Source organism: Mycobacterium sp., from assembly GCF_032159565.1.
Taxonomy (GTDB): Bacteria; Actinomycetota; Actinomycetes; order Mycobacteriales; family Mycobacteriaceae; genus Mycobacterium.
In genome coordinates, this window is the sequence record NZ_JAVHWR010000009.1 from 1 (window position 1) to 19523 (window position 19523).

The 19523-nt window shown below is 67.7% G+C and carries 25 protein-coding genes; 2 read left to right on the top strand and 23 right to left on the bottom strand.

Annotated elements, in window-relative coordinates; translation table 11 throughout:
- Positions 1 to 7 precede the first annotated feature (7 nt).
- The 17 genes from QOC76_RS01235 to QOC76_RS01315 all read right to left on the bottom strand — a co-directional run bounded on the left by QOC76_RS01235 (position 8) and on the right by QOC76_RS01315 (position 13267).
- The gene (locus QOC76_RS01235; RefSeq protein ID WP_526353328.1) at positions 8 to 604 is read right to left on the bottom strand and encodes a TlpA disulfide reductase family protein; all 597 of its coding nucleotides are present in this window, start codon (positions 602 to 604) and stop codon (positions 8 to 10) included.
- Positions 601 to 1209, bottom strand: a complete 609-nt coding sequence (locus QOC76_RS01240) for a histidine phosphatase family protein (protein WP_526353331.1) — start codon at positions 1207 to 1209, stop codon at positions 601 to 603. Before QOC76_RS01240 ends, QOC76_RS01235 begins: the two co-directional genes overlap by 4 nt.
- On the bottom strand, positions 1206 to 2507 hold the full coding sequence (gene hemL / locus QOC76_RS01245) for a glutamate-1-semialdehyde 2,1-aminomutase (protein WP_526353333.1): 1302 nt from the start codon (positions 2505 to 2507) through the stop codon (positions 1206 to 1208). The genes QOC76_RS01240 and hemL overlap by 4 nt, the downstream gene beginning before the upstream one ends.
- Positions 2508 to 2568: 61 nt before the next feature.
- Positions 2569 to 3054 (bottom strand): SRPBCC family protein, encoded by a 486-nt coding sequence (locus QOC76_RS01250; protein WP_526353335.1) that lies wholly within the window; start codon positions 3052 to 3054, stop codon positions 2569 to 2571.
- Positions 3055 to 3160: 106 nt separating this feature from the next.
- The gene (locus tag QOC76_RS01255; protein WP_526353337.1) at positions 3161 to 3544 is read right to left on the bottom strand and encodes a nitroreductase/quinone reductase family protein; all 384 of its coding nucleotides are present in this window, start codon (positions 3542 to 3544) and stop codon (positions 3161 to 3163) included.
- Positions 3545 to 3601: 57 nt separating this feature from the next.
- Complete coding sequence (locus tag QOC76_RS01260) at positions 3602 to 4951, bottom strand: cytochrome P450 (RefSeq protein ID WP_526353339.1); 1350 nt, start codon at positions 4949 to 4951, stop codon at positions 3602 to 3604.
- Positions 4948 to 5541 carry a TetR/AcrR family transcriptional regulator gene (locus QOC76_RS01265; protein ID WP_526353341.1) on the bottom strand — a complete coding sequence of 198 codons (594 nt, stop codon included), beginning with the start codon at positions 5539 to 5541 and terminating at the stop codon, positions 4948 to 4950. Before QOC76_RS01265 ends, QOC76_RS01260 begins: the two co-directional genes overlap by 4 nt.
- Positions 5528 to 6382, bottom strand: a complete 855-nt coding sequence (locus QOC76_RS01270; protein WP_526353343.1) for an oxygenase MpaB family protein — start codon at positions 6380 to 6382, stop codon at positions 5528 to 5530. The genes QOC76_RS01265 and QOC76_RS01270 overlap by 14 nt, the downstream gene beginning before the upstream one ends.
- 45 nt (positions 6383 to 6427) lie before the next feature.
- Positions 6428 to 6676, bottom strand: coding sequence for a hypothetical protein (locus QOC76_RS01275; RefSeq protein ID WP_526353345.1), 249 nt, complete (start codon positions 6674 to 6676; stop codon positions 6428 to 6430).
- The gene (gene mce1N, locus QOC76_RS01280) at positions 6673 to 7164 is read right to left on the bottom strand and encodes a transport-regulating membrane protein Mce1N (protein ID WP_526353347.1); all 492 of its coding nucleotides are present in this window, start codon (positions 7162 to 7164) and stop codon (positions 6673 to 6675) included. The genes QOC76_RS01275 and mce1N overlap by 4 nt, the downstream gene beginning before the upstream one ends.
- Positions 7161 to 7556: a hypothetical protein gene (locus QOC76_RS01285; protein WP_526353349.1), complete on the bottom strand. Its 396-nt coding sequence runs from the start codon at positions 7554 to 7556 to the stop codon at positions 7161 to 7163. Before QOC76_RS01285 ends, mce1N begins: the two co-directional genes overlap by 4 nt.
- 11 nt (positions 7557 to 7567) lie before the next feature.
- Positions 7568 to 7969, bottom strand: coding sequence for a hypothetical protein (locus QOC76_RS01290; protein ID WP_526353351.1), 402 nt, complete (start codon positions 7967 to 7969; stop codon positions 7568 to 7570).
- Between the two features lie 31 nt (positions 7970 to 8000).
- Entirely contained in the window at positions 8001 to 8981 is a 981-nt protein-coding gene (gene hemB / locus QOC76_RS01295; protein WP_526353353.1) for a porphobilinogen synthase, read from the bottom strand.
- 28 nt (positions 8982 to 9009) lie between these two features.
- Positions 9010 to 10653, bottom strand: coding sequence for a bifunctional uroporphyrinogen-III C-methyltransferase/uroporphyrinogen-III synthase (locus tag QOC76_RS01300; protein WP_526353355.1), 1644 nt, complete (start codon positions 10651 to 10653; stop codon positions 9010 to 9012).
- Positions 10650 to 11582 carry a hydroxymethylbilane synthase gene (hemC, locus tag QOC76_RS01305; protein WP_526353468.1) on the bottom strand — a complete coding sequence of 311 codons (933 nt, stop codon included), beginning with the start codon at positions 11580 to 11582 and terminating at the stop codon, positions 10650 to 10652. The genes QOC76_RS01300 and hemC overlap by 4 nt, the downstream gene beginning before the upstream one ends.
- A 15-nt stretch (positions 11583 to 11597) precedes the next feature.
- The gene (locus QOC76_RS01310; protein ID WP_526353357.1) at positions 11598 to 12941 is read right to left on the bottom strand and encodes a glutamyl-tRNA reductase; all 1344 of its coding nucleotides are present in this window, start codon (positions 12939 to 12941) and stop codon (positions 11598 to 11600) included.
- 68 nt (positions 12942 to 13009) lie between these two features.
- On the bottom strand, positions 13010 to 13267 hold the full coding sequence (locus tag QOC76_RS01315; RefSeq protein WP_526353359.1) for a glutaredoxin family protein: 258 nt from the start codon (positions 13265 to 13267) through the stop codon (positions 13010 to 13012).
- Positions 13268 to 13309: 42 nt separating this feature from the next.
- Here QOC76_RS01315 and QOC76_RS01320 point away from each other — a divergent pair, with 42 nt between their 5' ends.
- Together QOC76_RS01320 and QOC76_RS01325 are read left to right on the top strand one after the other, a co-directional pair.
- Positions 13310 to 14197 carry an HAD family hydrolase gene (locus QOC76_RS01320; RefSeq protein WP_526353361.1) on the top strand — a complete coding sequence of 296 codons (888 nt, stop codon included), beginning with the start codon at positions 13310 to 13312 and terminating at the stop codon, positions 14195 to 14197.
- 37 nt (positions 14198 to 14234) lie between these two features.
- The gene (locus tag QOC76_RS01325; RefSeq protein WP_526353363.1) at positions 14235 to 14765 is read left to right on the top strand and encodes an FAS1-like dehydratase domain-containing protein; all 531 of its coding nucleotides are present in this window, start codon (positions 14235 to 14237) and stop codon (positions 14763 to 14765) included.
- 37 nt (positions 14766 to 14802) lie between these two features.
- Here the strand turns inward: QOC76_RS01325 and QOC76_RS01330 are convergent, their stop codons facing one another.
- The 6 genes from QOC76_RS01330 to QOC76_RS01355 all read right to left on the bottom strand — a co-directional run bounded on the left by QOC76_RS01330 (position 14803) and on the right by QOC76_RS01355 (position 19483).
- Positions 14803 to 15876, bottom strand: coding sequence for a lysophospholipid acyltransferase family protein (locus QOC76_RS01330; RefSeq protein WP_526353470.1), 1074 nt, complete (start codon positions 15874 to 15876; stop codon positions 14803 to 14805).
- A gap of 31 nt (positions 15877 to 15907) precedes the next feature.
- Positions 15908 to 17005 carry an SDR family oxidoreductase gene (locus QOC76_RS01335; RefSeq protein ID WP_526353365.1) on the bottom strand — a complete coding sequence of 366 codons (1098 nt, stop codon included), beginning with the start codon at positions 17003 to 17005 and terminating at the stop codon, positions 15908 to 15910.
- A gap of 29 nt (positions 17006 to 17034) precedes the next feature.
- A complete protein-coding gene (locus tag QOC76_RS01340; protein WP_003402602.1) occupies positions 17035 to 17136 on the bottom strand; it encodes a 30S ribosomal protein bS22 in 102 nt (33 codons plus the stop codon).
- A 214-nt stretch (positions 17137 to 17350) separates the two neighbouring features.
- Positions 17351 to 17611, bottom strand: a complete 261-nt coding sequence (locus QOC76_RS01345) for a helix-turn-helix domain-containing protein (RefSeq protein WP_526353367.1) — start codon at positions 17609 to 17611, stop codon at positions 17351 to 17353.
- Between the two features lie 139 nt (positions 17612 to 17750).
- Positions 17751 to 18623 (bottom strand): pyrroline-5-carboxylate reductase, encoded by an 873-nt coding sequence (gene proC, locus QOC76_RS01350; RefSeq protein WP_526353369.1) that lies wholly within the window; start codon positions 18621 to 18623, stop codon positions 17751 to 17753.
- 29 nt (positions 18624 to 18652) lie between these two features.
- Positions 18653 to 19483, bottom strand: a complete 831-nt coding sequence (locus tag QOC76_RS01355; protein WP_526353371.1) for an acyl-CoA thioesterase — start codon at positions 19481 to 19483, stop codon at positions 18653 to 18655.
- Positions 19484 to 19523 lie beyond the last annotated feature (40 nt).

Consider the following 19523-nt stretch of genomic DNA (forward strand, 5'->3'; position numbering starts at 1 on the left):
AAGCCGGTCATGTCCGCGGAGCCGGCTCGGCGGCCACCCGCTGCACGACGGGTTGCAGATCACCGGCGAGCAACTCCCGCAGGAACACCGCCGCGACCCTGTGCTCTCGGTCCAGCACGACGGTGGAGGGGATGACGGTGGTGGGGTATTTGCCACCGAAGGCGATCATCGTGCGCATCGACGGGTCGTAGATGGACGGGAACGCGACCTTGCGGTCGGTCACGAAGTCGCGGGCCGCATCACGGTTGTTGTCGCGCACGTCGATGCCGAGAAACGCGACGCCGTCGGCCTTGGTGGCGTCGTACACCTTCTGCAGTTCGCCGATCTCCGTGCGGCACGGCCCACACCACTGACCCCACACGTTGATGACCACGACCTTGCCGGTGAAGTCGTCGAGCGAGAGCGTCTTGGCGGGGTCCATCAAACTGGGTCCGGCCAATCTGCCTGGGCGGCCGCGGCTTTCGGGCGGGTCGTAGAAGATGTCGGTCTTTCCGCCGGGGGCCACGAACTCGAAGGTGCCGCCCTGCGCGACGGCGTCGTCACCGGTGGAGCATGCGGCGAGCGCGATCAGCGCCGCACTCGCAATGACGACCCACCACCTCACTGCCCGGCCAGCTCCGAATAGCCCCAGCCGACGTAGCTGTCCCCGTGGAAGTAAAAGGAGGTCAGCGAGGCGAGGTTGCACAGCCGACGAGTCGGGAAGTGATGCAAAGACTTTCCGGTCACCGCCCGCCGCAGCGTCTCCACCGGAAGCTGGTGGCTGACGCACACCGCTTCGTGGCCCGCGGCCTTGACCCTGGCGCGGTCCAGCGCAGCCGTCATCCGCTCGGCGATCTGCTCGTAGGGTTCGCCCCACGACGGCGTACGCGGATTGCGCAGGTGCCACCAGTTGCGGGGATCCCGCAGGGCGCCGTCGCCTGGAGAAACCCTCTGACCCTGAAAGATATTGGCCGATTCGATCAGATCATCGTCGGTGTCGATAGGCAACCCGTGCCGCTCGGCGATCGGGGTCGCCGTCTCCTGCGCACGCTCCAGCGGCGAGGCGACGACGTAGACGATGTCGCGGTCCGCCAACCAGTCAGCGACCCGTTGCGCCTGGGCCCGGCCGCGTTCCGACAGGTGGTAATCGGGCAGGCGGCCATAGAGGATCTTGTCCGGGTTGTACACCTCGCCGTGCCGCATGACATGCACGATCGTCTTCTCCGTCATGTCGGCCGGGCCTCCGCTGCGGCCCGCGCGGCAGCCGGTAGGGCGGCCGCGATGCGGTCGAACGCCGCGTCGTCGAGTGCGGCCGAGACGAACCACGTCTCGAATGCGCTGCACGGCGGGTAGATTCCCGCGTCGAGCAGTGCATGGAAGAATGCCGGGTAGCGCCATGTCTCGGTGGCCTTCGCCGAGGCGAAGTCGGTAACCGGTGCGTCGGTGAAGAAGACGCTTAACATATTTCCTGCTCGCGAAATCCCGTGCGCCACACCGGCGTCGGCGAGTGCGCGCGACAGCATGTCGGCCAGCCGGTCGGCGTTGGCATCCAACTTCGCGTACACGTCGTCGTCGGCGGCGCGCAGTGTGGCGAGCCCCGCAGCCATCGCGACAGGGTTACCCGACAGCGTGCCCGCCTGATACACCGGCCCGAGCGGGGCCAGCCGCTCCATCACCTCGGTCCGGCCGCCGAACGCCGCCGCGGGTAGCCCGCCGCTCATCACTTTGCCGAAGGTGAACAGGTCTGCGTCGACGGGATCGATGCCGTACCAACCTGATCGGCTGACCCGGAACCCGGTCATCACCTCGTCGACAATCAGCAGCGCGCCGTGCCCGGCGGTGATCCGGCGCAACTCGGCGTTGAAGCCCGGCAGCGGCGGGACGGTGCCCATGTTGCCTGCGCTGGCCTCGGTGATGACGGCGGCGATCTCGTCGCCGAATCGGCCGAAGACGTCCTCGACGGCCGGGATGTTGTTGTAGGGCAGAACGATCGTGTCGGCGGTCGCGGCACCGGTGACGCCCGGAGATGCCGGCAGGCCAAGCGTCGCGACGCCGGAACCGGCGTCGGCCAGAAGAGCGTCGCTGTGGCCGTGGTAGCACCCGGAGAACTTGACGATCTTGGCGCGCCCGGTGAAGCCACGGGCAAGCCGGATGGCGCTCATCGTGGATTCGGTGCCGGAGTTGACCAGCCGCAGGCGCTCGACCGGTGCGACCCTCCCGATGATCTCGGCGGCGAGCTCGCTCTCGGCGGGCGTGGGTGCGCCGAAGGAGAGGCCGCCTGCCGCGGCACGCTGCACGGCGTCGACGACGGCGGGGTGGGCGTGGCCGAGGATCATCGGGCCCCATGAGCAGACCAGGTCGACATATTTGTTGCCGTCGGCGTCTGTCAGCCAGTAGCCCTCGGCCGAGGTGATGAAGCGCGGGGTGCCGCCCACCGCCGTGAAGGCCCGCACCGGCGAGTTGACGCCGCCGGGGATGAGGGCGCACGCGTCGGCGAAGAGCTTCGCGGAGACGTCGGTGCCGGACATGGCCACCAGTGTCCCAGCTGGCCCTAGCGCGTCAACTACAGGGTGTAGGAGTGCGTGAGTGTTACCCGGTGCGGTCCGATTGCCTGAGTTGGTTCGCCAGTTCAGCCAGCGCGAGGCGAGCCCAGCCGTGCCATAGCGCCCCGAGCGCCAGGAGAGCGGGCCTGGTGAGCGCCGATCGCGGATGGATCGTCCAGCGCCACGTCACCTTCGTGACAGCGCCCGAGGCCGCGAAGCTGAATTCTCCGTCGACGCTGCTCGCAATCCAGGACAACGGTCCCCGAATGCTCGTCAGCTCGTAGCCGAAGCCTCGCGGCGCATCAACCTTGACCAGCTCCTCGACAGCGCTGCCGCCGCCGGCCATCTTCAGCGTCCGGGTGTTGCCCGGCGTGCCCCACGAACCGCCGTCGACCACCTGGCGAATCGGCGGGAACGGCCCGTACCAACGGCGAAACACCGCCGGAACGTCCATCAACAAGGTGCCGCGGAAGGCGGCCTCCGCCCCGACGGGCAGTTCCTGCGGTTGATCCACTACCACCGGCTGAGCCATCCGACGATGCTAAGCGGTGGCATTGCCTCGCGCGATGTTATCGAGATCTGCATGACGGTCCGTGATCGCTGTCGGATAGCGACCACCACGCAGAAATCGGCGCGGCTCAGCCGGGCGTGAGCGCGAAGGTGGGGTGGTCGGCGTCGGCGGGCAGCTCTTTCCAATAGCCCTCGACCACCTTGCCCGCCAGCGGCCGGTAAGCGGCGATGACCGGCGCACGCTCGTCGACGGGCACCTCCGTCGCCACGTACCTGGTGTCGCCGAGCTTCACGTTGGGGTCGGCGCGGACGTTCTTCACCCATTCGGCCTCGCCGCGGGTGGACACCAGATACTTGACCCCGCCGACCTCGGGAACGACGACCGGGATCTGCTGCGGCTGCTTGCTGACGCGTTTGGTCACTGTGAGTGTCTGGCTGTTGCCGACACCCGTCGCCATCGCGACCTTGTTGAAGATCTTGCGGACGAACCACGGAGGCTTGAGGTAGGCCATAGCCCCGAGTTTGGCGGTGGTGTGCAAGTACCGCAATGGGTGGCGCAATTCAACACGTCACGTCCGCGCGGTGACATGTGCGCGGATCGGGCCCTTGGCGACCGTGGTGAACGGCACGTCGACGGGAAAGTCGTCGTCGACCGATCTGATCTCCATCGCCCGCACGATGGTGGCCAGCGCCAGGGTGGTCTCCAGCCGGGCGAAGTGTTCGCCGATGCACGGGCGGCCGCCGCCTAGAAACGGCAGGAACTGCCATCGGTCCCTGGCTTTGTTGTTCTCAGGGCTGAACCGGTCCGGATCGAAGTCCGACGGCCGGTCCCACAGCGCCGGATCATTGTGCAGCCCATAGAGTCCCACGGCAATCAGGGTGCCCGCTTCCACGCGGTAGCCGTCGACGGCGATATCGCGAGTGGCCAGGCGCGCCACACCCGCCGCGGGTGGACACAGCCGCAACGCCTCGTGCAGCACCTGCGTGGTGTAACCGAGGTGCGGCACATCTTCGGGGGTCAGCTCACGGTCGCCGATGGCAGCGGCCTCGGCGGCGACTCGCTCTTGGACGTCGGGGTGGTGGCCGAGGATCCACAGGGAGTACGTCAGCGCTGTCGCCGTGGTGTCGTGCCCGGCGAGCATGAACAACAGCAGGTCGTTGGAGATGTCGGCGTCGGAAAGCGGCTGCCCGGTTTGAGGATCGGTGGCGGCGATCAACGCCTGTACCAACGGCGCCTCGCGATTCGGCTCCGCGCGGCAGGCGGCGATCATCTGGTCGGTAATCGCATGCATCGCTGCGACCGCCGCGCGGGCCCGGCGCCGGGCAGGGGTCGGGAGCCATCTCGGCGCCCGCACCGGGCGCAATGAGCGGTCGGCGGAATAGGACGATGCGACGTGCATGCACCGGGCGATCGTGTCTGCCCGTTCGTTGAGATCGACGCCGAGGATCGAGCGGCCCAGCGAAGCCATGGCGACCTTGCGACACTCCACATCCAGGTCGATTTCTGCGCCATCCAGCCAGCGATCGACGAATTTCCGTGCGGCACCGGACATGTGGCCGCCAAAAGTGCGCACATTGTGCTTGGTGAAGACCGGCTGAAGCGCTCGCCTGCGGGGCCGCCATTGCTCGTTGGGCAACACGAAAAGGCTGTCGCCCGCGATGTTGCGCACCTCGTTGTGGATGATGCACCGCTCAGAGAAGGCGTCGGTGCGTCCTAACACGTCGCGCATCGCGTTCGGCGAGAACACCGCCACGATCGGCGGGAACAACTTCTTCGGCCCGAACTGGATGCGGGTGATGGGTCCGCCCGCGTCGCGGATCGTCTCCTGGCCTGTGTCGAGCCGCCGTAGCAGCATCACCAGATCCTTCAGAGGCAAAGGATTCTTCGGGGCCAACGGCAGCGCGCCGACGTCCGTCACGCGGGAACCGCCCGCAATGCCGTCGGCAGGCTGGGCAGGAAGTGCCGGGTCGCGAAGGCGCGGATGTCGTCCACGGAGTCAAGCGGTGGCGCGCCGGGCAGCAGCAGCGCCATCGCCGCATACCGCAGAATCGTGTCGGCCAGGTCGTTGACCGCCGGTTCGCCGATGCGGTCTGCGAACCCCTCGGGAAAGATCTCACGCAGCGCATCGGCCATCCGCTCGATCGCGGCGCCATAGTGCGTGCGGGCCATCTCGAGCACCAAGGCGGGCTCGTCGCTCATCATCCGGTTCAACACCCGGTGCCTGCGGAACCGCAGTATCGACAGCGTGAATGCTTCGACGTAGTAATTCGACTGCGGGCCTGCCTGTTTCAGCTCTGCGGCGATGTCGGCGAACAGTGCGACATTCTCACGTTCGATGACGGCGGCGACCAGCTCGTCCTTGTTGGAGAACCGCCGGTAGATGGTCGTGCGGCTGACTCCTGCGCGGCGGGCGACGTCTTCGAGTGCGACCCGACGCAGGCCGTGCCGCTCGAACTCGACGACGGCGGCGTCGAGGATGGCTTCGGCGCTCGGGTCAGCCGCGCGCATAACCGGCTTGAGCGAATTTGTTGTAGCGCAGCCGCATCGGCAGATGGTCCCACACCCAGTTGACCGGACGCGACCGCCACAGCGCCGCGAAGCGTTGGTAGCGCCGCTCCTGACGCCCGCTCCACGGCAGGCCGAGCAGCTCACGGGTGCGGGGCGGCATGCCACCTGTGGTCAGGAACGCCGCCGGCGGGTTGACCACCGCCGAGACGAATCGCCACAGCACCGGCGAAACGCCCTTGGGACAGGGATAGCCCTTGCTGACATAGCCGACGCCGTACTTGGCGGTCGGGTGGGCGACGACGATTTCATCGATCATCCGGTTCCAGTACCGCTCGAACTCGGCGTAGTCGGCAGGCATTGCCCGCTCGCTGACGCCGTAGCGGCGGTACCAGGTCTTGGATTCGAGGTAGATCTGCTCCTTCTCCTCGCGGCTGAGCCGTTTGACGAAGGTGTCCGCGAAATAGAGCACCTGCTCGACGAACGTGGCGTGCGCCCAGAAGTATGTCTCCGGATCCAGCGCGTGGTAGCGCTCCCCGCCGGGCATCGTGCCCTTGATCTCGTGATGGAAGTCACGGACCCGCTGACCGGGGTTGTCCTGGTCGCTGCCGTACACCGTCATGAAGATCGGCGGCAGGGACCGCTTGACCCGGGCCGAGGTGTCGGAGAAGAACACCGAGTGGTCCAGCACGCCCTGCCCGAGTTCGGCGAGCATGTTCTGCAGCACCGCGGGCCGTGGGCCGATGAGATACATCCGGTTGTCGCCGAAATAGCGCCATACCAGCGACTGCGGGCCCAGCGGCAGGGCGTCGCGATGCTTCGGGGTCTCCGCCAACTCCGTCATGTGCAACAGTGTTACAAATTCTGACCTTTGTTCCAAACGGGAATGCTATTGCGCGGGCTCGCGTCGGCGGAGGCGGGCGATGCCGACCACCGCCATCACGCCCGCGACGGTCGCCAGCAGCAGCATCAGCACCAGCATCGGGGGGCTGTAGGCCACCGACGTCGTCTGCGGCTCACCGGGCAGGATCGGGGCGACCGTGACGGTGGTCTGCGCGCCGAACCAGCTCAACACCGCGCCGACCGCCGCGAGCACGGCCACCGTCACCTCGACGACCGCGCGGCGGTGCCGGCTCATGACTTGCGCTCCGGCGGGATGCGTTCCTCGGTCAGGTGGATCAGCTGCGCCCGCAGCTGCTGGTGCTTGCGCGCCCAGGCCTGCGCATTGCGATTGTTCGTCAACTTGATGCCGATCCCGGTGCGGCCCTTCGGCACGCCGGTGAGCTCACCGAGCGCCCGTGCGGACATCCACGCGAGTTCCTCGTTGCCCTCCGGCGCCGGATAGATCCGCACGATGTCGTCGATGTGGATGCGCTCGGCGCCCTCACGCAGCGTGGTAGGTGTCAGCTCCACCGACGTGTGGATGCGCGCTGCCTTCACCTGAACGGCGGTGAAACCCGACACCAGCACGAAGAACACAGTCGGCACCAGCCATTGAAAGCCCAGGCCCGCGGACATTTGGATCAGCAGCATCGCGATGCCCGCCGCGGGCCCGGCCAGCACCCACAGCCAGCTGGCGCCCTGTTCGTAGAACAGCACGTCGGTAGGCTCGCTGGTCTGCGTCAAGGCGTCTCCTCGGTGTGGAACCAATCCTGTGCGGATGGCCGCATGATCAGCACGGCCCCCACCATCGTCAGGATCATCGGTATCAGCCACAGGATTCCGCCCGTCAGGAGTGTGAACAGCGCGAGCAAGACGACGAGTGCGAGCGAGAGCCCGACGGCCGCCCGCCGCGGCCGAAGCCGGCCCGCCCTGGTGCGGCCGGCCAGATAGCCCAGGGCCAATCCCGCCACCGCGAACAGGATCCCGGCGCCTCGGTAGACGGTCGGCAGGTTGCCACGCGTCAGCGCCATCAGCAGGCCGAGAAGTACCAGCGCTATCGCCGCCAACAGCCAGAGCCAGAACACCGCTTCGACGATGCGTGGCCGACGTGACGGCGCGGGCACGGGGGCTGACATGGTCGGCAAGCCTAACGAACGAAGAAGGCATGGGCGTCTTTGCGGTGCAGCAGGAACACTCCGCCGAGGATCAGCACCGAGCCGACGATGGCGCTGACCGCGTAGAGCACCGCGGACGTGGTCGGCCGGTCGGTGGAGAACAGGCTCGTAACTGAGTACACCACCGAGGCGACCCCGCCGCCGGTCAGCACCGTGCGGGCCCAGCGATAGCCGTGCCGCATCAGGACCAGGAACGTGACCACGACCGCTGCGAGCACGAACACGAACATCCCGGAGAAGACGAAGACGACCGCGGGCGGGTGCGGCCGGTGGGTGTCCACCAGGTCCACCACGTAGCCGGCCACCATCAACGGCACCGCCACCAGCCACAGCCAGAAGCCGGTGTCGACGTCGGCGGGCCGTGCCTCGCTCACGCTGTGCCGATGGTTCGCAAGCAAGGTTCGCTCACGCCAGCCAGTCGGCCACGTCGGCCGCCCAGTACGTCAGCACGATGTCGGCGCCTGCGCGCCGGATGCAGGTCAGCGACTCCAGTGCGGCGGCCCGGCCGTCGATCCAGCCGTTGGCGGCCGCGGCGCTGATCATCGAGTACTCGCCGGAGATCTGGTAGGCGGCCACCGGCACCGGCGAGATGTCGGCCGCCGCCGCCACCACGTCGAGATAGCCCATCGCGGGTTTGACCATCACGATGTCGGCGCCTTCTGCGATGTCCAGTTCGATTTCGTGCAGAGCCTCGCGAGCGTTGCCCGGATCCTGTTGGTAGGTACGGCGATCCCCGCTCAAGCTGGAGGACACCGCCTCACGGAACGGACCGTAGAACGCCGACGCAAACTTCGCGGCGTACGCCAGAATCACCACATCGGTGTGGCCGGCCGTATCAAGGCCGGCCCGGATCGCGGCCACCTGACCGTCCATCATCCCGCTGGGGGCGACGACGTGAGCACCTGAATCTGCCTGTGCCACAGCAAGTTCGATGTAGCGAGCGTTCGTCATGTCGTTGTCGACGCGACCGGATCCGTCGAGCACCCCGCAGTGGCCGTGGTCGGTGAACTCGTCGAGGCAGGTATCAGCCATCAGCACGGTCTCGTCGCCGAGGTCCTTGGCGAGGTCGCGCAGCGCGACGTTGAGGATGCCGTCCTCGGCGACACCGGCGGAGCCGACGGCGTCCTTGTGCTCTTCCCGCGGGACGCCGAACAGCATCAGACCGCCGACGCCGGCGTTCACCGCGTCGGCCGCCGCCTTGCGCAGCGAGTCGCGGGTGTGCTGCACCACGCCCGGCATGGACGCGATCGGTTTCGGCTCGTCGATGCCGTCGGCGACGAACATCGGCAGCACCAGATGCCTTGGCTCCAAAGACGTCTGCGCGACCAGTCGACGAAGCGCCGGTGTCGACCGGAGTCGACGCGGACGGTGACTCGGATAGGGCATGCTGGCCGCCTTCTTTACGCCGACGGGCTTAGCGGCGGCGACTCTTCTTGCGCGGCGGCGGCAGTGCGCCCTCGGCCCGCAGCCGGGCGGCGTGCTCGGCCAGCGCCTCGACCAGCGGACCCACCGCGGCCACCTCCGGCTGCACATCGACGCGCAGGCCGAATTCCGCTGCCGTTTCCGCGGTCTTGGGCCCGATGCACGCGACGATCGTGCGGGCGTGCGGCTTGCCCGCGATCCCGACCAGGTTGCGCACCGTCGAGCTCGACGTGAAGCAGACCGCGTCGAAGCCACCCGTCTTGATCATCTCGCGGGTGTCCGCAGGCGGCGGTGCGGCACGCACCGTGCGGTAGGCGGTGACGTCCTCGATCTCCCAGCCGCGCTCACGCAAGCCTTCGGCCAGCGTCTCGGTGGCGATGTCGGCCCGCGGCAGCAGCACCCTGTTCACCGGGTCGAAAATGTCGTCGTACGGCGGGAATTCGTCGAGCAGCCCCAGCGAGGACTGCTCACCCGACGGCACCAGTTCCGGCTCGATACCGAACGCGCGCACCCGCTCGGCGGTGGACTGCCCCACACACGCGATCTTCACACCGGAGAACGCGCGAGCGTCGAGGCCGAACTCGTTGAACTTTTCCCACACCGCGCGCACCGCGTTGGTCGAGGTGAACACCACCCACTGGTAGCGGCCGTCGACCAGACCCTTGACGGCGCGTTCCATCTGCGCCGGGCTGCGCGGCGGCTCCACCGCGATCGTCGGCACCTCGATCGGCAATGCGCCGTGCGAGACCAGCTTCTCGCTCATCTCGCCCGCCTGGTCCTTGGTGCGCGGCACCAGCACGGTCCAGCCGTACAGCGCGCGGCTCTCCCACCAGTTGAGCTTTCCGCGGTTGGCCACCGTCTTGCCGATCGTCACGACCAGCGGCCCGGTCAGCGGGCCCGCGGGCTCGTTCGCACCGATCGCCGCCCTGTCGTTGAGACCGCCGAGCGTGGTCTCCACCGAGCGCTGCTGGCACGTGGTGCCCTGCGCAGTGACGACACACGGCGTGGTGTCGGCCAATCCGTACTCGATCAGCGTGCCGGCCGCGTCGGCCAGATGTGACGCGGTGGCCTGGAGGATCAGCGGCCCCGGCGAGGCGGCCAGCGCAGCCCAGTCCACGTCGCCGCGGACGTCGGCTTCAGTGTGCGTCGACCCCAGCGGAAGGCCCGCATACGACGGCACGGCCGTCGTGGCGGGCAGGCCGGGCACGATCTCGAACGTCAGGTGCGAGCGCGACAGCACGTTGACTTCGGTGATCACCGAGTCCACCGACAGCGGATCTCCCGCGACCAGCCGAACCACGTCCACTCCGGTCCTGGACTCGGTCGCCAGCGTCTTGGCCACCTCGGCCGGATCACCCAGTGCGGGCCGGATATCCGGACCCGCAGGAATCGCGGTCACGGTCTCGCCATCACCGTCGGCGTCCGTCGCGGGCTCGGCCTGCTTCGGGCCCGACGGCGGCGGTAGTTCGGACCCACACAGGGCCAGCACCGCGTCGGGCACATCGGGGTCGGTGAAAATCAGTGCGGCATTGGCGAGCACGGTTCGCGCACGCGTCGTCAGCAGGCCCGGGTCGCCGGGCCCGGAGCCGACGAACGTGATGCGGCCGGGCCTCTGCTTACGCCCTCGGGTCGTCATCTGTCTCTCCCAGCTTCGACCAACAGATCGCGTGCCCCCAGTTCGAACAACTCCGCGGCGACCGAGAGGCCAAGCTCTCGGGGCCGCTCGGGAGTTCCAATCCCGGACGCACGGATCACGTCGGATCCGTCCAGCGTCGCCACGCAGCCGCGCAGCGACAGCTCTTCGAAGACTCGGCCGTCCTCATCGATGGACTCGACCACCTCAGCGATCGCGCCCACCGGTGCGGAACAACCCGCCTCCAGTTCGGCGAGCAGGACGCGTTCAGCGGTGACTGCGGCGCGCGTGTCGGCGTCATCCAACTCCGCCAGCAGCGCGACGAGCTCGGTGTCGCCGCGGCGGCACTCGACCGCAAGCGCACCTTGAGCCGGTGCCGGCAACATCTGCACCGGCTCGAGAGTCTCTGTGACATCCGCTAATCGCCCGATGCGAGCCAGTCCCGCCCGGGCGACGACGACGCCGTCGAGATCACCGTTGCTTACCCTGTTCAACCTGGTGTCAAGGTTGCCTCTTAGGGGGCGGATTTCCAAACCGAGACCCAATGCTCTAAGCTGCGCCGCCCGTCGCGGGCTGGAGGTGCCGATCACCGAGCCCACCGGCAGTTCGCCAAGCACCATGCCGTCGCGAGCCACCAACGCGTCGCGAGCGTCCGCGCGCGGGGGGATCGCGGCGATCGTGAACCGCGGGTCCTCGGCGGTCGGCAAATCCTTGTACGAGTGCACGGCCATATCGACCTCGCCGTCATGGATGGCCTCCCGCAGCGCGGCGGTGAACACACCGACGCCGATCGACGCGATCGGATCGCTGGATCGGTCGCCTTCGGTGGTGATGATGACCAAGTCGGCGGGATGCCCCATGGCCACCAGGGCGTCTTTGACGGCACCCGCCTGGGTCGTCGCCAACAGGCTGCCCCGGGTGCCTATCCGGATGAAATCTGCCAAGTGCTACTCAGGTTTTTCGAAATCGGTTGTTACGAAGGGCATTTCGGGACCCGCCACCGCTTCGACGGCCTGCGGGTCCAACTCGAACAGTTCGCGAAGCGCCTCGGCATAGCTGTCACCGCCGGGTGAGCCGGCCAACTGCTTGACCCGCACGGTGGGCGCGTGCAGAAGCTTGTCAACGACGCGGCGCACCGTCCTTGCGACCTCGTCGCGCTGCACCGCCTCCAGGTCGGGCAGCCGGTTGTGCAGCCGCAGCAGCTCAGCCTCCACCACGTCGGCGGCCCGCTGGCGCAGCGCGGTCACGGTCGGGGTCACCTCGGCCATCCGCTGGCCGGCCAGGTAGTTCGCCACTTCGGCGGCGACGATCGCGCGCGCCGCCTCGGTGTCCGATGAGGCCGCGCGGGCGGCCGGATCGCGCTGGAGCCGGTCCATGTCGACGACGAACACGCCGGGCAGGCCTGCGACCGCGGGATCGACGTTGCGCGGCATGCCGAGGTCGCAGATCACCATCTGCTTGGGCTCTTGACCGTGGGCCAGGCCGCGGTGCACGTCGGCCAGCGAGACCACGGGACGCACGGCGCCGGTGCAGCTGACGACGACGTCGGCATCGGTAAGCACCGGCGTCAGGTGGTCGAACGGGAACGCGTCGGCGGTGACGCCCATCTCGCGAATCTTCTCGGCGAGCCGCTTGGCCCGTGGCAGCGTCCTGTTCACGATGTGCACCCGCTCGACGCCCGCGCGCACCAGGTGCTTCGCGGACAGGGCACCCATCGCGCCGGCCCCGATGATCACCGCACGGCGCCCGGCCAGCCCGCTCAGCTTGCCGTCGGCCATGTCCAGCGCGACGGACACCACCGACGCGCCCGCCGCGTCGATAGCGGTCTCGGTGTGCACTCGCTTGCCGACCGACAGCGCGCGCTGAGCCAGCTCGTGCAGGGTGCGCCCGACAGTGTGATTGGTCTCGGCCGCGGCGTAGGCGCGGCGCACCTGCCCGAGCACCTGCTGTTCACCGATCACCGCCGAATCCAGGCCGCTGGCAACCGCGAACAGGTGCTCGACGGCCGCCTCGGCATAGCGGACATACGCGTATTTGGTGAGGTCGCCAAGGCCCATGCCGGAATGTTCGGCGAGCACCTGCCCGATCACCGAGAGGCCGCCGTGGAAGGCGTCGACGACGGCGTAGACCTCCACGCGGTTGCAGGTGGACAGCACCATCGCCTCGGTCACAAGTGAGGACCGCAGCGCCTGCTCGACGATCTTGGCTTGATCGGATTCGTCGGTGCTCAACTGCTCGAGGACGGACACCGGCGCGCTGCGGTGCGAAACCCCGAAAAGCAGCACGCTCATGGCCTCGTCACCACGTCATCCACGGTAGTCGTTCACCAGCTGGGCTACCAAATTGCGGCCAACGGCGGTCACTTCGCGAGATCGGCCCTCAACCTGGGCTCGTCGAGCTCCCAGTAGCTGTGCTCCCTGCCGTCGAGCAGCACCACCGGCAGCCGGTCGCCGTACTCGGAGCGCAGCGCGGAATCACCCCCCGCGGCCGCGGCGTCGACGTCGGTGATCGCCACGTCGAAGTCCAGTTCGCCCGCCAGCTCGGCCAGCCGTGCGGCGGTCTTCTCGCACAGCGAACAGCCCGCTCTGGTCAGCAACACCACCTGCGCCCGGTTCATGCAACCAGTATCGGCTCCAATCCGGTGTCTTAGTGTTGACAGGTGCCCATTAGAGATGGTGACGAAGCCGCCGTGCAGGCGTTGGCGGGCGACGCCAGCGCCGAGACGGCCGTCGCGCATCTCGCCGAAGACGAGGACGCCGCCCCGGCGGCGCCGCCGCCGGATCTGACCGCGGCCGCCTTCTTCGACGTCGACAACACGCTGGTGCAGGGCTCGTCGCTGGTGCATTTCGCCCGCGGCCTGGCGGCCCGCAAGTTCTTCACCTACGGCGACCTCGCGCGCTTCGGCTACGCGCAGGCCAAGTTTCAGCTCACCGGCCGGGAGAACAGCGATGACGTGGCGGCGGGTCGGCGCAAGGCGCTGGCGTTCATCGAGGGCCGGTCCACAGCAGAACTCGTCGCGGTCGGCGAAGAGATCTTCGACGAGATCATCGCTGACAAGATCTGGCCGGGCACCCGCGCGCTGGCGCAGATGCATCTGGACGCGGGTCAGCAGGTGTGGCTGGTCACTGCGACGCCGTACGAGTTGGCCGCGACGATCGCCAGCCGGCTGGGGCTGACCGGCGCGCTTGGCACCGTCGCCGAATCGGTGGACGGGGTGTTCACCGGCCGCCTGGTCGGCGACATCCTGCACGGATCCGGCAAGGCCCACGCCGTGCGGTCGCTGGCCATCCGCGAGGGCCTGAACCTGCGCCGCTGCACCGCGTACTCGGACAGCTTCAACGACGTGCCGATGCTGTCGCTGGTCGGCACGGCCGTGGCCATCAACCCCGACGCCGACCTGCGTGACCTGGCCCGCGAACGCGGGTGGGAGATCCGCGACTTCCGGACCGCACGCAAGGCCGCCCGGATCGGGGTGCCGTCGGCGCTGGCGCTCGGCGCGGCAGGTGGCGCACTGGCGGCCATCGCGTCGCGACGCCACGACAGATGAATCGCCTGAAAAGCGCGCTGATAGGCTCTCGCCGACCATGGCCATTGCTGAAGACATCATCGGAACCCACTACCGGTATCCCGACTATTTCGAGGTCGGCCGCGAGCAGATCCGCGCGTTCGCGCGCGCGGTCAAGGACGACCATCCGGCGCACTACAGCGAGGCCGCCGCGAAAGAGGTCGGATGCGACTCGCTGGTGGCGTCGCTGACGTTCCTCGCCGTGGCAGGCCGCAAGGTGCAGATGGAGATCTTCGAAAAGTTCGCGATCCCGATCAACATGGAGCGGGTCCTGCACCGCGACCAGAAGATCACCTTTCACCGGCCGATCCTCGCCGGCGACAAGCTGTTCTTCGACTCCTACCTCGACTCGGTGATCGAGGCGCACGGCACCGTCGTCACCGAGATCCGCGGTGAGGCGAGCGACGCCGACGGCAAGCCGGTGATCACCAGCGTCGTCACCGTCATCGGTGAAGCCGCCCATGACGACGAGGCCGAGGAAGTGAGCGCGGCGATCAAAGAACGCCGCGACGCCGCAATAGCGAAAATGATTGCCGGGCAAAGCTCTTAAGGCTAGTCGGCTAAAGCTTGAAGCGGTTGGCCCGATATCAGCCGAAGAACATATTCCTGCGGTTGGCCAGCAACTGATAAAGAGTCTGCTGGACGGTTTCGCGGACCTGGTCGGTCAACTCGAATGTGATCATCGGGTCGTCGGCCGCGGCGTCGTCGTAATCGGCGGTCTCGATCGCCTCGCCGAACTGGATGTGCCACTTCGACGGCAGCGGCAACAGGCCCGCGGGGCCCGCCAACGGGAACAGCGGGGTGATCGGGAAGTAGGGCAGCCCGAACAGCCGGGCCAGCAGCTTCACGTCGGCGATCATCGGGTAGATCTCCTCGGACCCGACGATCGAGCACGGCACGATCGGCGCCTTGGCGCGCAGCGCCGCCGAGACGAACCCGCCGCGACCGAATCGCTGCAGCTTGTAGCGGTCGTTGAAGTGCTTGCCCAGACCCTTGTATCCCTCGGGGAACACGGCGGTCAGCTCGCCTGCAGCGAGCAGCCGGTGCGCGTCGGAGGTGCATGCCATGGTGTGGCCCGCCTTACGTGCCGCCTGACCCATGACCGGCATGGTGAACACCATGTCGGCGGCCAGCAGCCGCAGATCCCGGTGTGCGGGGTGCTTGTCGTGCACGGCCACCGACACCATCAGCCCGTCCATCGGCAGCACGCCGGCGTGGTTGGCCACCACCAGTGCGGCGCCCGTTTCCGGCAGGTTCTCGATGCCGCTGACCTCAACCCGGAACCACGAGTTGAAGAGCACACGCAGCAAAGGCAAGAAGACCGAATCGTTGAGGTGCCGATCGAAGCCGAATTCGTCGACGGTGTAATCGCCCGTCATCCGCTTACGAATGAATTCAGCAACCGAGGCGATTCGCTGAGCGAGTTCGTTCGGTGGCTCGTCGGCGGGTGGCGTGCCCGCCGCAGCAGAGCGACGTTCGTCGATCTCGCGCACGACCGCGGCGATCTGCTCGGCCGACGCACGGCTGTTGGGATCACTCAGCAGAGAGGGATGCCGGCGCGCGCCTTCGCCACGGGCCGCTGCCCGCCGCTGCGCCGCCTGCCGCCCCGTATTCGAGTGCAGCGGAATGACTTTCGCTTTAGACTCGCCCGCCACGTCGATACCTTCTCCCCACCCGATTTCGAGCCTTCGTTCAACGTCCCCAACGCTGCGCCGCCGATACGGCGCGACTCTCCATTGAGCGTACCCATCGTGGGTCAACGATCGGAGTCAATCCACGACCACGTACGTAATCGTCAAAAGCTTCCGTCGTGGTCCACTTCGGGTTATAGCCTAATTCATTGCGCATGCGCGCGGTGTCCATCACTCGGCCGTAGCTCAGATAGTCCAACTGCTCGCGATCCAGCTCAGTGTAGCGAGTTGCGCGCCTCAGCGAATCCACAGCCCAGAGCCCGAATCTCGGCACCGGCAGGGCCACACGGCCCGCGCGCCGGATGGCCTGAGACATCATGATGATTCCGGAGGCGCCCACGTTGAAGGTGCCCGATCTGCCCGACACGGTCGCACGCTCGAGGACGCCCAACGCGTCCTGCTCATGCAGCAGCTGCAGCCGCGCGTCGTGCCCGACGACGGTCGGCACCACAGGACCCGCCAGATAGCGCGACAGCGCGGTGTCCATCGCCGGGCCGATCATGTTGGCCAACCGCAGGATCGTCAGCGAGATGTCGGGCCTGCGCCGCGCGAGCCCGCGCGCATAGCCCTCGATGTCGATGCTGTCGCGGGCGAAGCCGTCGCCAGGTGGCCGCCTGCTGCTGGAGTCCTCGGTGAACAACACCGGGTCGAATGCGCTCGAGCCGTACACCTCGGACGTCGACTTGACGACGACGCGGCGCACCGACGGCGCCTTCTGGCACGCCGCGAACAGCTGGATCGCGCCCATCACGTTGAGTTCCTTCAGCGCCGCCTTGCCGCCGGAGCGTGGCGCGTAGGACGCCGCCGCGGCGTGCACGACGGTGTCGACGTCACCGTTTCGGATGACCTTGGCGATGAACGGGTTGCGGATGTCGGCCCGGACGAACTCCGCCCGGCCCATGCGCCGCAGCAGGTCCTTGCTCGGCGCGACCGCGTCGACGGCGATGACGTGGTTGATCGACGGATTCTGCGCGAGCCGGGCGATCAGATAGCCGCCGAGGAACCGACAGGCGCCGGTGACCAGCACCACTTTGGGGTGGTGCAGGGTGTCATCGTCGCGCCCCTGGCTGCGGCGCCCGGAGCGATCTTGGGAATCCATCCGCCCAGCCTATCGACGGAGCAGTAGTACTACTTGCCGAGTTTTCTGCGCTGCACCCGGGTGCGACGAAGCAGCTTGCGGTGCTTCTTCTTGGACATGCGCTTACGCCGCTTCTTGATGACTGAACCCATGAACTCCGCTACCTAGATTGTTTCAAGACGTCTTCTCACGCCATTTGGCTCGACCCGCATACTTTACCGGGCCACCGGTGCGGAGAAAAAACCGACGACTGACGAGCGCTCGCGCGAGGCGCGACTCGGCCGCTTGATCGTCACCCGGCTGCCCTGTCGCACCGGCTCCTCAACGCGGCTCACGCCGCTTGATCGTCACCCGGCGTCTTGATCGTCACCCGGCGTCGAAATACGACGTCTCCAGCAAGTCGTGGACCGCCTTGGCGTGCACGCGGAACGACCTGCCGACCCGCACCGCGGGTAGCTCGCCGTTGTGCACCAGGCGGTAGACCGTCATCTTGCTGACCCGCATGAGGCTGGCCACTTCGGCGACGGTGAGAAATTGAGCCCGCGGGGGCTGGTCGGGAACCGCATCGTTACGCGCATGCTTCCCGTTCGCCGAATCCCGCCCCGATGGCCCGTTCATAGACGTCATCGCAACCCAATCCTTCAGGCACGGGCTGTTCCAGCGGCTTCCCCACCGCTGGGTACGACCCCGCGCTTACACGAGGAGAATAGCGGGGTTATTGGGGTTATTGCGACGGGTGTGGGGTAATCGATTGAAATTCGTTGAATTACCCGGATGTGATTCCGAGCTGCGAAGATCGTAGTTTTGCGGCCTCGACGGCCTCCGCAAGGGCGGCCCGGACACCGCCCTTCTCGAGTTCCCGCAGACCAGCGGCGGTTGTGCCGCCCGGCGAGGTGACCGTGGCGCGTAGTTGGGCCGCTGTGGTGTCCATCCCGGTGCCCAGAGCGCCGTCCCCGGCCGGTTGGGCGACATCGAGCCGCTCGAGCAGCATTGCGGCCGATCCGGCCATGGTCTGGGCAACCAGATCGGTGGCCACGGGCCGGGTGAGGCCCGCCGCGACGCCGGCGTCCACCAGGGCCTCGACGACGTAGAAGAAGTACGCCGGGCCCGATCCCGACAGCGCCGTGACGGCGTCCATCTGAGCTTCCGCGACGGTCAGCACACCGCCGACGGCGTCGAAGATCGCCGAGACCTCTTTGAGTTGTTCGGCAGTCGCGAACCGGCCGGGCGCCAGCGCACTCACGCCGCCACCGACCACCACCGGCGCATTGGGCATCACCCGGATCACGGGTGCACCGGCGGGCAGCTTCGACTCGTAGTACTCGGTGGTCACGCCCGCGGCCACCGTCACGAAGACCTGCTCCACGCTCTCGGTCTCGGCGTGGGCGGCCGCGTCGGCGATTTCTTCCACGATCGTCGACACATCGGCGGGCTTGACTGCGACGACGACGAACGAGGCGTTCTCCGCGGCATCGGCCACCGAGGTGACCAGCACCGAATACCTGTCCGACAGGTACTTTGCGCGGTCCGCTGACTTCTCGGCCACCACCAGGTCCTTGGCCTGCCTGCCGGCGCGCAGCAGCCCAGCCAGCAACGCTTCGCCGATACTGCCACCGCCGATGATCGCGATCCTTGCCACGGTCAAAGCATTGCAGACGGCCGCGACGGTTACTGCGCGGGCGGCACCATTGCGAGCTGGCGGCTCTGGACGACGATGTGGCCCTCGCAGTCGACGACGATGTGGTCCTCGTCGAACCAGTCCTGACCGATCTGCACCGTCGTGCAGATGATGCGCAGCCAGCCGTCGGCAGGCAGGGTGCGCAGAAACGCCGTGAGCTGGACGGTGGGCGCCCAGCCGAATCGGTTGACGCCGAAGGTCACCGGAGCCGACACATCGCCGCACAGCAGCGCGAACAGCGGGTCAGGCGCCACGCCCTTGGGGCGGACCCAGTACTCGATCACGGGCGGGCCGCCGTCGGCGCGCGGCTCCATCGTGGTCAGCGACGGCCGAATGTCGCAGCCATGGGCGAGGTTGACGACGGCGGCCATCGGGTGGCCGGGGCCGATCGGTTCCAGCCCCGGCGGCGGCTCCGGCGTCATCAACGGCACCACGGGGTTGACCGAAAGCAGCGGCGGAACGTGATGTTCCGGCTCGCCCATCGTGACGGCGGCGCGCACCGCAGTGCGCTCGCCCTGGCTCAGCTCGACGTCGATCAGGCTGACGCGGCGGCCGCGCTTGCGGACAGTCGTCGTGACGCGCATGGGGCCGGGGTCGGGTGCCCACAGGTAGTTCCCCGAGATCGCGATCGGCCAGGCGCTGTCCACGGAATGCTCCAGACGGGCCGCATTCGCACACAGCGCCAGCATCGCGCCGCCGTGCACCTTCGGCCCCGATCCCCTGGGTCCGATCGTCCAGTGCTCGTTCAGCTCACCGTCGTAACGGCCGTCGCCTGCGGGCGTGAGCGCCATCGCGTCGGTGAACAACGTGGATCCAGACAATGCCGTCTCCTCACAGATTCAGGTGCTCCTCTCGTCCGCC